Below are 10,980 nucleotides of genomic sequence, written 5' to 3'. Positions count from 1 at the left end.
GGCTCCACTTCTACAATCACCACCGAGCCCACTCCGCCATCGGCGGTCGCCCACCGGTCACCCGACTGACCAACCTCCCCGGACATCACAACTAGCCGGACGCGCTGTCGCAGTGCGGGATTCGTTTCCGCACTGCGACGGAGGTCGCTGTCACTCCCGTGATCCGGCAGCTCGCTCCCACGCACCCCGGCGGAGCAGGCGTAGCCCGTTGAGCCCGACGAGGACGGTGGATCCCTCGTGCCCGGCGACGCCGAGGGGGAGCGGCAGGGTCCCGGCGAGGTCCCAGACGACCAGCACGCCGATGCAGGTGGCGGCGATGGCCAAGTTGGCGATCACCACCCGTCGCGCCTGCCGGGACAACGCGATCACCGCCGGGATCGTGGTCAGGTCGTCGCGCACGACGACGGCGTCCGCGGTCCGCAGGGTCAGGTCGGATCCGGCGCCGCCCATGGCGATGCCGACCTCGGCCGCGGCGAGCGCAGGGGCATCGTTGATGCCGTCGCCGACCACGGTCAGTTTCCGCCCGCCGGCTTGCAACTCGCGCACCGCGATCATCTTGTCGTCGGGCAGCAGTTCCGCCCGGACGTCGGTGATGCCGACACATTCGGCGAGCCGATCGGCGGTGGCGGTGTTGTCGCCGGTCAGCAGTATCGGCGCGCTGCCGGTCAGCGCGGTCGTCGCGCGCACGGCCGCCACTGCTTCGGGCCGGAGCTGGTCGGTCAATGCGAGCACTCCGATCGGTTCGTGCTCGCAGGTCACGACCACGGCGGTGTAGCCGCTCGCGTGGAAGGCGTCGACAGTTGTGTGGGCGTCGCGGGTGGGTTCCCACGCGGCGGGGGAGCCGACGCCGATGAGACGGTCACCGACACGGGCGGTCACGCCGCGACCTGGGTGGGCCGTGAATTCGGTGACCTCGGGCAGCCGCAGCTCTCGGGTGCGGGCCGCGCGCACGATCGCCGCCGCGAGGGGGTGCTCGCTCGGGTGCTCGGCCGCGGCGGCGAGCCGAAGCACCTCGGCGTCGGTGAATCGTTGGTCCAGGCAGCGGATCTCGGCGAGTTCCGGGATGCCGCGGGTCAGGGTGCCGGTCTTGTCGAAGGCGACGTGCGTGGTGGCGCCGAGCTTTTCCATGACCACCGCGGATTTGACCAGGACACCGTGACGCCCCGCGTTGGCGACGGCCGCCAGCAGGGGCGGCATGGTGGCCAGCACCACCGCGCAGGGGGAGGCGACGATCATGAACGTCATCGCTCGCAGCAGCGCTCGCCGCACGTTGTCACCGAGCAGCAGCGGGATGGCGAACACCGCGAGGGTGACCGCGACCATGCCGACGGAGTAGCGCTGTTCCACCTTCTCGATGAAAAGCTGGGTGCGCGCTTTGGTTCGGGCCGCCTGCTCGACCAGGGCCGCGATGCGCGCTACCACGGAGTCCCGCGCGCGGCGCGCGACGCGGATGCGCAGGGCCCCCGTGCCGTTGAGGGTGCCCGCGTACACCTCGTCGCCCTGGATTTTGTTCACCGGCAACGGTTCGCCGGTGATGGTGGCCTGATCGACCTCACTGCCGCCGGAGAGGACGGTCGCGTCCGCGGCGATCCGCTCCCCGGGCCGCACCACGAGGACGTCTCCGACGCGCAGTTCGGTGGCGTGGACCGTCTCTTCCTCGCCGTCGCGCGCGACCCGGGTCGCGGTGTCGGGTGTGAGGTCGAGCAGTCCGCGCACCGAGTCCTCGGTCCGGGCGGTAGCCAGCGCTTCCAGGGCGCCGGAGGTCGCGAAGATGACGATCAGCAACGCGCCGTCGGTGATCTGGCCGATGGCCGCCGCTCCGATCGCCGCGGCGACCATGAGCAGGTCGACGTCGAGCGTCTTGTCGCGGAGAGCCTGTAAGCCGGCCCACCCGGGTTCCCAGCCGCCCGCGGCGTAGCAGGCCAGGTACATGCCCCAGCGCAGCCACTGGGGGCCATCGGTCAGCTGCACCGCCAGCCCGGCGCAGAAGAAGACCACGGCCACTGCGGCCCAACGGGCTTCGGGCAGGGTGAACAGCCGGGTCCGGCGCACGGGCACGCGACCGGATGGCGGAGTCGGACGAGTCGGCGCGAGCGTCGGCGCGGCCACGGGTCACCTCCAGAACAGCAACGGACAGACGGCCCGAACCATACCAGAACACATGAACATGTCTTCATTTGTTCCTAGAGTATGCTGTTCAGTCATGGGACACGGCGTCGAAGGCAGGGACCGCCCTGCCGTGCGCTTGGATCCCGAATCGGCCACCCATGTGGCGACCACGTTGCAGGCGCTGGCCACACCGAGCCGCTTGATGATCCTTACCGAACTGCGCCAAGGGCCGCTGCCGGTGAGCGCGCTGGCCGATGCCATCGGCATGGAACAGTCCGCCGTCTCCCACCAGCTTCGGCTGCTGCGCAATCTGGGTCTGGTCACGGGCACTCGCACCGGCCGCAGCATCGTCTACAGCCTCTACGACAACCACGTCGCCCAACTGCTGGACGAGGCGATCTACCACAGCGAACACCTGCGCCTCGGCTTGTCCGACCGTCCTGAGGCCGCAGTCTGACCGACCCCGCGCACTGGCGATCCGGCTGCACGGCAAGTCTTTCACCCGCTTCGGGTGATGTCGGCCCGGTGCGGCGGTGGCACCGTCCAGGAAATGACGGCCCCGGCGATGGTGGACAACCGGTACGAGTTCGCGAATGGCTATCCGATCAAGTCTTCCGCGACTCGGGCATGGGACGACAGCGTGTTCCAGCGCGCCGTGGTCGCGTACCGGTTCTGGTATCCGACCGTGTCGATGGAAGGAATCTTCAACGGCAACAGGGAGATCGGACTGAACGACAACCGCGCGGTCGGAATCGCCTCTACCGGGCCGCGGCATATCGGGTTCACTCTGAATTCCGATACCCCGTATGGCGCCGCGGTGCTGGATCTGTCGGCGGGGCCGATGGTGGTCGAGCTTCCGCCGGGACCGTACATCGGCCTGGTCGACGATCATCATCAACGGTGGATCACCGATCTCGGCATTCCAGGGCCCGACCGAGGGCAGGGCGGCACTTACGTCATCGTTCCTCCCGGCTACGCGGGGGCGCTGCCGGATCGGGCGCACGTCGGGCGATCCGCGTCCTTCAAAGTGCTGCTCGCCGTGCGCGCGCTGCCGCTCGGTGGCGACCTGGCCGAGGCGATGGATGCGCTGCGGGCGGTCCGGGTGCACCCGCTCGAGGAGGCGGGCGCGGTGCTGGACATCATCGACACCACCGAGTTGGCTATGGACTCCACCTGTTTGTGCTGGGAAGCCGACATCTCTTACTGGCGGGTGCTGCACGGGATTCTCGAGACGGAACCGGTGGTGCCGGAGTTCTTGCCGATGTATGGGCTGCTCGGGGCGATCGGTCTCGAGCGAGGCGTTCGGTTCGCGCCCGACCGCCGGTCCGCGGCGCTGTTGACGGCCGCGGCGCGGACCGGGCGCGGTCAATTGCTCGTATCCGCGTTCGCCAGTGGCCGGCCGGACCGCATGGCCTGGCCGGACCGTCGCTGGGAATGGGTGGGACTGGTCGCCGACAACGGCGACTTCCGGACCGCCTCCGGTCTCGACCTCGAAGCGCGCGACCGGTGGTTCGCCCAAGCGATCATCGCCTCACCGGCCATGTTCCGGCGGCAGGTGGGCGGCGGATCGCTGTATTGGCTCGCCATGCGGGACGGGCGAGGGGATTACTTGGACGGTAGTGCCACTTATACCCTCGATATACCGCGGCCGGTGCCGGCCGGGCTGTTCTGGTCCGTGACGGTCTACGACGCGCAGACTCGCTCGCAGATCCAGGCCGACCAGGGCAAGGCCGCCCTCCGGTCGCTGTTCGAGTTGTGCGACCTCCCGCCCGACGGCCCCGTGCGGCTGCACTTCGGCCCCATTCCTCCTGACGGCGACGAGACCCGCTGGCTGCAAACCGTCCCCGGCCGCGGATGGTTCGCCTATCTGCGCATCTACGGACCCGAGGAAGCGGCGTTCGACCAGACTTGGCGGCCCGGCGATTTCGAGCGCGCGAGCTGATCGAGTGTGGCGACGGCCCTCGTGGCTCGGCCTATGGGGCGGGATGGCAGCGCATGCGTCTCTGGTCCGGGATTTCCGCGCGGAGCAACTCGATCAAGCCGGGGAATCGGTGCTGGAGTTCGGCTCTGCGTAGCTGGGCCATATTGCTGTTGCCGCGATCGACCTGACGGATCAGCCCGGCCTGGCGAAGAATCCGAAAGTGATGTGTGAGTGTCGCTTTCGATACCGGGAGGCCGAACGAACTGCAATGGCGCTCGGTGCCGTCGGGCTCGGCGAGGAGCGTGAGGATCACCTGGCGGCGATGCCGATCGGCGAGCGCGGCGAACACCGAACCGAGTTCCATCTCCTCCGGTGCGGGCTGATCGCTGCCGGGCACGGCGAACCTCCTCCATAGGTACGTCTTGCATCGTACCTCAGTGGCCGCTAGCGTCCGAGGTATGAGGAATCTCGTACCTGATCACGCGCCCTACGTCCTCGTCGGTTTCGCCCACCCCAAACCGGAGCGCGCGGCGGAACTGCGTGAGTTGCTGTTGTCCTTCGTCGAGCCCACGCGCGCCGAAGAAGGTTCGTTGGAGTATCACTTCCACGAGGACAAGGACCGGCCGGGCATGTTCGTCTTCTACGAGGTATGGCGGTCCAAGGAAGATCTCGATCGTCATTTGGCCCTGCCGCACATGCGGGCGTTCTGGGACAAGCGCATGGACTACCTCGAACGGGATCTCGACATCCGCTGGCTGTCGATGCACAGCCCGTATCCGCGCCCGGTCGCAGGTTGACAACCCGATCGATCCGCTGCTTGACCTGGAGCGCACTCCAGCGCTTAGGGTGCGCTCATACAGGGTTGTCCAGCAGAAGGGATCACTTCATGGAGCTCGGTTTTCACATACCAATCTTCGATATCGACGGTGGCACCACCGCCATCGCCGGTGAGCTGGCAAGGGTGGGCGCGGCGGCGGAAGAATCCGGCGCGACGTGGCTGTCGTTCATGGACCACTACTTCCAGATAGAGCCGACCGGCCTGCCCGCGGAGGCGAACATGCTGGAGGGGTACACGACCCTCGGCTATCTGGCCGCGCACACTTCGCGCATCGACCTCGGACTGCTCGTCACCGGCGTGACCTACCGTCACCCCGGTCTGCTCGCCAAGATCGTCACCACCCTCGACGTCCTCTCGGGCGGCCGGGCGGTCCTCGGGATCGGCGCCGCGTGGTTCGAGCGCGAGCACCGCGGGCTCGGTGTGCCGTACCCGCCGACCGTCGAACGGTTCGAGCGGCTGGAGGAGACGCTGCGCATCTGCCGCCAGATGTGGGACCCGCAGGACAACGGGCCGTTCGACGGGAAGTACTACCAGCTGGCCGAGACGCTGTGCTCGCCGCAGCCCATCAACCGGCCGAAGGTGCTCGTCGGCGGCGGGGGAGAGCGCAAGACGCTGCGGTTGGTCGCGCAGTACGGCGACGCCTGCAATCTGTTCGGCTCCTCGCCCGGGGACGTCGAGCACAAACTCGACGTGCTGCGCAGGCATTGTGATGACGTCGGCCGCGACTATGACGAGATCCGTAAGACGATCATCGCCAACAACCCGCGGCCGAGCCCGGAAAACCGCGACGAATTCGTCCGGCAGATGGCCGACTACGCCGAACTCGGCATCGAGACGGCCATCGTCACTCCGACCACAGGCTCACCGGCGGCGTGGATCGACGGCATGGCGCCTGCCGTCCCGCAACTGGCGGAACTCGGCTGAGGTATCCGGCGCGGGCCCGGATCGCTTGCGGGATTCCGGGCCCAGCCGGTGCGCCGACCATCGGTGCGCGCCGTACGAACCGGCGGGGCAGCGGTCCTACAGTTTGTAGCCGATCTGACGCAACAGCTGCTTCCGGGCCGCCTGGTCGTCGGCATCTTCCACGCCGAGCGGCGGCGAACCGTCGATCACTCCGATGATTCCTCTGCCGAGTTCGGTTTCCGCGATCAGAACCTCGACGGGATTGGCTGTGGCGCAGTAGATTCCGCAGACCTCCGGGACCTGCTGCACGGCGTTCAGCACGTTGACGGGGTAGCCCTCGCGGAGAAAGACGATGAACGAGTGTCCCGCACCGATGTCGACCGCGTTCTTGGTGGCGAGCTCGACGAGTGCGTCGTCGTTGCCGGAGCGGCGGACCAGGCGCGGTCCGGAGGCCTCGCAGAACGCCAGCCCGAAGCGCAGGTGCGGACCGACTCCGACCAGCGCCTCGTGCAGGTCTTCGACGGTCTTGATGAAATGGGACTGTCCGATGACGACGTTGAGATCATCCGGTTTGTCGATGCGCACGGCTGTCAGCTCCACAGCGACATACTGCGCCCCGACGACGTCGATTCATAGCATTTCGACATTTGTTCCGCGCGTCGCGAACGGTCCCGGAATCACCCACCGTAGGTGCCCCCCGGCCGGAAAGGCAGGTCCACGACCAGTGCGGTGGCGTTGTCCCTTCCACCGGCCAGGAGGGCGGCATCCACCAAAGTGTTCGCGATCGTGGGAGCCGCGTCGCCCCGCGCGAGGATGGCTTTGACCGCGGCTATGCCGAGTGGCTTGTGTACGCCGTCGGTGCTCAGCAGCAGTCTGCCCGTGCTCGAGCCGGTGGCGGCGTATCCGATCGCGTCCGGCCGCACGGTGCGCGCCGAGGTGGTGACCAGATGATCCATTCGCGGGGTGGAGGCGAGCCCGCGGGTGCGGTACAGCTCGGCGACGGTGTGGTCCGTCGTGATCTGGTGCAACACTCGCCCGTTCCACCGATACGCGCGACAGTCGCCGACCCACGCCACCTCGCAGGGGCCATCGGGTTGATCGGCGGCCGGAAGCACCGCGACCACGAGCACGCTGTCGGCCGAAGGCTCCGGGACCTCGCGCAGGAGTTCCTCCTGGGCCGCGAGAATTCCCGCGCGCGCTCCGTCGGCGGCGGCGGAGCGCGCCGCCGCGGCGGCGACCGTGCGTGCCGCGCGGGCTCCGAGCAGATGATCTCCGACGCCGTCGGCGACGACGTACGCCCTCGCTCCGGTCACGGCGTCGGTCTCGATCGCCACCGCGTCGGCGTTGATCGACCGTGACGCGCGCCGACTGGCCGAAGCGCCGGTCGTTCCGCCCAGCCGCGGTGTCTGGATCCGCGGCATGCTCGCGGTGGTACCGGTAAACACGAACTGGTCTCCTCGTAGCTGGGCTCTGAGTGCTGCCGACCAGCACCCTTCAAGGACACCGCATCAGTATTTGGACTTGGCGAGAGTCCGTTGTGTGAACGCTGAGAATTCGCTCTCGATCAGGTCACGACGGGCGTCCCGGCTAGTGGCGCTGCCCGCCTTCCGGCCGGAGCAGACGCTGTCGCGTGCTGCCGCCGGCGGGCGGACGAAGGGCGCATTGATCGATCACCGCTGTACCTTGTGCCGCAGTCCACAGCGCGGGACGCATTTCGCAACATTGTTTCTGGATTCCGGCAATCGATCGGCTCACTGTTCGTTGCTCGGCGCATTTACGTTCTCCGCTGTGAAGCAGGGATGCACGCAGCGCGCAAATCACCGAAGCCGGTCACGTTTGTCCGATTTGTTCGGCTCTCGCCGCACAATTCGACGGATATCTGTGGCGACCGCAAATTCGGAGCCGTCGGCTCGTTACGTCCCAGCGCGGGTGCCCGACCGGTGCGTGTCCACGTCTGTTCGGCGCTGACGCAGCCGACAACCGCTCTGCCACAGATCAATCGACGCGCCGAGTCGGGCCGTGCAGCGGATCCGCCGGCGTCCGACAACGCGCGCCGCCCCGGGTACAGGCGTGTTCAGGAACGGAGTACTACGTGGTCATCAGTCCCGCCGAGGACGCCTCCCTACGATTCGCGCCGCGGCTGATCCCGCCGCGCGGAGGTGTGCCCACCCCGGTGCTCGTGGTCGCCGCGATGGTCAGCATCCAGCTCGGCGCGGTCATCGCCAAGCACCTGTTCACACTCGCGTCGCCGGTAACGGTCGCGTGCGGCCGGATCATGCTCGCGGGCGTGTTCGCCGTGCTGCTGTGGCGGCCGTCGCCGCGGCTCGAGCGCAGGGCCCTGCTGCCGGTCGCCGGGCTCGGCGTGGCCATCGCGGGCATGAACCTGTGCTTCTATGCGGCCCTGGACCGCATCCCGCTGGGCATGGCGGTGACGATCGACTTCATCGGTCCGCTCGCCGTCGCCATGATCGGGTCGCGGCGCACCCGCGACGCGCTGTGGGTGACGCTCGCCGGAGCGGGCGTTCTGCTGCTGGTCGACAGCGAAGGGCCGGTCTCGTGGAGCGGGGTGCTGTTCGCGGCGGCAGCCGGTGCGGGATGGGGCGCTTACATCACGTGCGGCGCCGTGGTGGGCAGGCACACCGCCGGACACGACGGACTGGCGTTGGCCATGGGCCTCGGCGGACTGCTCGCCGTGCCGGTGGTGATCGCGAATGACGCTGTGGCGCTGACGGATCCGGTGTTCCTGGCGGCCGCGGCGGCGTTGGCCGTGCTCTCGTCGCTGCTGCCGCATGCCATCGAGATGGCGGCCTTGCGCCGGATCACGCCCGCGGTGTTCGGCGTCATGATGAGTTTGGAACCCGTGGTGGCCGCGGGCGTCGGGCTGCTGTTGCTCGGCGAGCAGATGCGGGCGGCGCAGTGGTCGGGTATCGGCCTGGTGGTCGTGGCGTGCGCGGGAGTGGCGCGCGGTTCCCGTGCCGACGCCGTCGGCGATCGGGCGTATGCCGAAATGGCGGTGTCCAGCGCTGTAGACAAAACCACCTAGGTTTTCCGGATGTCGGCAGCGCTCACGTATTTCCGTCGCGGCTGCCGACAGACATGATGACTAGGCAGAATGCATTCCGCACGCGACGATTTCGCTAGAGGGAGAAGTTGTCGGTGACGTAGACAACATCCGAAACTCGGTTGAATTCCCCGCCTTACCGGCGGGTACGTGATCGAATGCTCTGCAACTGATGTCGCGAACCCGTGTGATGCACCGGTTCAGTAATCCGGGAGGTTGTGGCTGTGGCCGACGCAAGCGTGCCCACGCTGCGTCCGTCCGAGCTGGAGAGGTTGGCTCAGCTCGACGAACACAACGAACTCTCCGCCGACCAGGTGCGATCGAGCTCGCAGCGGATGGGCGTGCCGGAGGAGGACCTGTGGCGGTGGCTGGAGGACCGCCGCAGTGCGTCCGCGCCCACCAGACGCATCGATGTCCCCGAGCGGCCGACCGCCCACGTCGAGGTTCCCGACCCGCCGACCGCCCACGTCGATGTATCCGACCCGACCACCACACGCGTCGATGTTCCCGACCCGCCGACCACGCGCATAGATGTCCCTGATCCGCCGACCACCCGGATCGATGGCCCTGAGCCACCGACCAGGCACGTGGGGTACGGCGAGATCAACCACCGGCAGTCCCGCATCATCACGCTTCCCGAAGCGGCCGGAGGCGGGCTGCTGCCGCAGATCTCCGACGGGGACGTCACCACTTTCCGGGCCGATGCCTACCGGAGCCTGCCACCGGAAGAATTCGCGCGCATCGACGCCGTCTACGCCGACGGGATCCAGCTGGCCTGCCGGTGGCTGGCCGAACACACCGGGCGATCGTGCAGGCACGACCTGAACCAGAACGGCGTCGGCAGCTGGCTGGGGCCGCGCGGGGCAGGCCTGGCCGAATACATGCTCTCGGTGCTGCAACCTCGCCTCAGCGTGCCGGACCGCTTCCAGCAGGGCGCCGGTTTGGTGGACGAGTGGAACGACATTCTGAGCCTGTACCGATTCCTCGGCGGCCTCGTCGCCGACAGCCCCAGCCGCGGGCACACGATCACGCGCCTGCGCGGCGCCCAAGCGGCGTTCCTGCTGCACGGGATGCGCCTGGATCTGCCGCCGGACCTGGCCTACTCGGTCGGGCCGGGGCTGACGACGGTCCCGATCGATGACGACCTGGTCGCCCGGGTCCGGGCCAGGACCGCCGATCCGGTGGACGCGGCGGCGATCGTCACCGCGCTCTTCACCGGCGCCACCGCGATGGAACTCAACGCGATCCCCTGCGTCGCGCTCGCCGCGGACGCGCTGATCTTCAACGGCCCGATCGGTTACACCCACGCTCCGGACCTGTACGTGTGGGTGATTCCGCCGTCGGCGCGGCCTCTGCTGTACGAAGCCCGCGTCCACCAGGAATCACGCCCCACACCGAACACCAAGCTGTTCGCCGGCGCCATCGGCGGAGCGGGTTTCCGCCTCCGCAGGCTCGCCGCGGCGTGCGAGGTGACGCTGCCGGATCTGTACCACTGGCATCACAGCTGGATCCGCGAAGCGGGACTGCTCCGGAAGTCGGAACAATCGACACCGGTCCGCAATACCGATCTGCTCTTCGGTCTGAAACTCGCGCCACGGCCACGCCGCCGCCGCGCACGCTGACGCCGGGGCGTCGAGCAGGTCACCCGGCGTCGTCGAGCAGATGCCGTGGTGCGGCCTGCCGCCACGAGTCGTGCACGATGGCTTCGAGTTCCTCCCGGTCGTCGAGGGCGGTCAGCCGCGCACGGACCCAGGCGTTGCCTGCTTCGTGCGCGGCGATCCAGAACTTGTCCGGTTCGGCGACGACGAGTTCGTCGCGGTCGGCGATGGGGCAGCGGACCGCCATCGAGGTCTCGGACTCGGGAAGGGTGAGGAACAGCTTGCCCGCGACCCGGAAGGTCGGCATCCCCCAGGTGAATTGTTCGGATGTCTCCGGCAGCGACAGCGCAAAGGCCCGGACATCGTCCCCGGTGAAACTCATGCACCGAATCCTGCCAGCTCGCAAGGGAAGTCTCGGACCCGGTCGGATCACGGCGGAGATCGCCCACGCGATGCCGGGCCGATCCATAGGGCACCGTGCCAACGCGGCCGTCCGCGCGTTGTGAGCTACCCAGTAATCGACTCGGCGCCACGGCGTTCGCCGTCCAGC

The 10,980-nt window shown here is 68.2% G+C and carries 11 protein-coding genes; 6 read left to right on the top strand and 5 right to left on the bottom strand.

Annotated features, from left to right (window positions below):
* Positions 1-150: 150 nt before the first annotated feature.
* Entirely contained in the window at positions 151-2,109 is a 1,959-nt protein-coding gene (locus AB0L97_RS31965) for a heavy metal translocating P-type ATPase (RefSeq protein WP_364436888.1), read from the bottom strand.
* Between the two features lie 94 nt (positions 2,110-2,203).
* Here AB0L97_RS31965 and AB0L97_RS31960 point away from each other — a divergent pair, with 94 nt between their 5' ends.
* Both AB0L97_RS31960 and AB0L97_RS31955 read left to right on the top strand, forming a co-directional pair.
* A complete protein-coding gene (locus AB0L97_RS31960) occupies positions 2,204-2,566 on the top strand; it encodes a metalloregulator ArsR/SmtB family transcription factor (RefSeq protein ID WP_355075358.1) in 363 nt (120 codons plus the stop codon).
* Positions 2,567-2,659: 93 nt separating this feature from the next.
* Positions 2,660-4,051 (top strand): DUF1214 domain-containing protein, encoded by a 1,392-nt coding sequence (locus AB0L97_RS31955; protein ID WP_364436884.1) that lies wholly within the window; start codon positions 2,660-2,662, stop codon positions 4,049-4,051.
* A gap of 31 nt (positions 4,052-4,082) precedes the next feature.
* On the opposite strand, the gene AB0L97_RS31950 is transcribed toward AB0L97_RS31955, so the two are convergent.
* Positions 4,083-4,427: a helix-turn-helix transcriptional regulator gene (locus AB0L97_RS31950; protein ID WP_364436881.1), complete on the bottom strand. Its 345-nt coding sequence runs from the start codon at positions 4,425-4,427 to the stop codon at positions 4,083-4,085.
* Between the two features lie 61 nt (positions 4,428-4,488).
* On the opposite strand from AB0L97_RS31950, the gene AB0L97_RS31945 reads away from it, so the two are divergent.
* Positions 4,489-4,827 carry a putative quinol monooxygenase gene (locus AB0L97_RS31945; RefSeq protein ID WP_364436878.1) on the top strand — a complete coding sequence of 113 codons (339 nt, stop codon included), beginning with the start codon at positions 4,489-4,491 and terminating at the stop codon, positions 4,825-4,827.
* An 89-nt stretch (positions 4,828-4,916) separates the two neighbouring features.
* Complete coding sequence (locus AB0L97_RS31940) at positions 4,917-5,792, top strand: LLM class F420-dependent oxidoreductase (RefSeq protein ID WP_364436875.1); 876 nt, start codon at positions 4,917-4,919, stop codon at positions 5,790-5,792.
* Between the two features lie 96 nt (positions 5,793-5,888).
* Here the strand turns inward: AB0L97_RS31940 and AB0L97_RS31935 are convergent, their stop codons facing one another.
* Positions 5,889-6,371: an adenosine-specific kinase gene (locus tag AB0L97_RS31935; RefSeq protein ID WP_355075368.1), complete on the bottom strand. Its 483-nt coding sequence runs from the start codon at positions 6,369-6,371 to the stop codon at positions 5,889-5,891.
* A 77-nt stretch (positions 6,372-6,448) separates the two neighbouring features.
* The gene (locus AB0L97_RS31930; RefSeq protein ID WP_364436871.1) at positions 6,449-7,216 is read right to left on the bottom strand and encodes a serine/threonine protein phosphatase; all 768 of its coding nucleotides are present in this window, start codon (positions 7,214-7,216) and stop codon (positions 6,449-6,451) included.
* 647 nt (positions 7,217-7,863) lie between these two features.
* Here AB0L97_RS31930 and AB0L97_RS31925 point away from each other — a divergent pair.
* Both AB0L97_RS31925 and AB0L97_RS31920 read left to right on the top strand, forming a co-directional pair.
* Entirely contained in the window at positions 7,864-8,814 is a 951-nt protein-coding gene (locus tag AB0L97_RS31925; RefSeq protein ID WP_364436868.1) for an EamA family transporter, read from the top strand.
* 242 nt (positions 8,815-9,056) lie between these two features.
* On the top strand, positions 9,057-10,454 hold the full coding sequence (locus AB0L97_RS31920) for a hypothetical protein (protein WP_364436865.1): 1,398 nt from the start codon (positions 9,057-9,059) through the stop codon (positions 10,452-10,454).
* Between the two features lie 19 nt (positions 10,455-10,473).
* Here AB0L97_RS31920 and AB0L97_RS31915 read toward each other — a convergent pair whose 3' ends face one another.
* Positions 10,474-10,812, bottom strand: a complete 339-nt coding sequence (locus AB0L97_RS31915; protein ID WP_355075375.1) for an MmcQ/YjbR family DNA-binding protein — start codon at positions 10,810-10,812, stop codon at positions 10,474-10,476.
* Positions 10,813-10,980 lie beyond the last annotated feature (168 nt).

This window comes from Nocardia sp. NPDC051911 (genome assembly GCF_040681035.1).
GTDB lineage: Bacteria > Actinomycetota > Actinomycetes > Mycobacteriales > Mycobacteriaceae > Nocardia > Nocardia sichangensis.
This window is presented reverse-complemented; position numbering and strand designations above follow the sequence as displayed.

What these genes read in the sequence shown, in the direction of transcription:
- AB0L97_RS31945 (WP_364436878.1), top strand. Translation starts at nt 4,489, where the DNA reads ATGAGGAATCTCGTACCTGATCACGCGCCCTACGTCCTCGTCGGTTTC.
- AB0L97_RS31915 (WP_355075375.1), bottom strand. Translation starts at nt 10,812, where the DNA reads ATGAGTTTCACCGGGGACGATGTCCGGGCCTTTGCGCTGTCGCTGCCG.
- AB0L97_RS31960 (WP_355075358.1), top strand. Translation starts at nt 2,204, where the DNA reads ATGGGACACGGCGTCGAAGGCAGGGACCGCCCTGCCGTGCGCTTGGAT.
- AB0L97_RS31940 (WP_364436875.1), top strand. Translation starts at nt 4,917, where the DNA reads ATGGAGCTCGGTTTTCACATACCAATCTTCGATATCGACGGTGGCACC.
- AB0L97_RS31955 (WP_364436884.1), top strand. Translation starts at nt 2,660, where the DNA reads ATGACGGCCCCGGCGATGGTGGACAACCGGTACGAGTTCGCGAATGGC.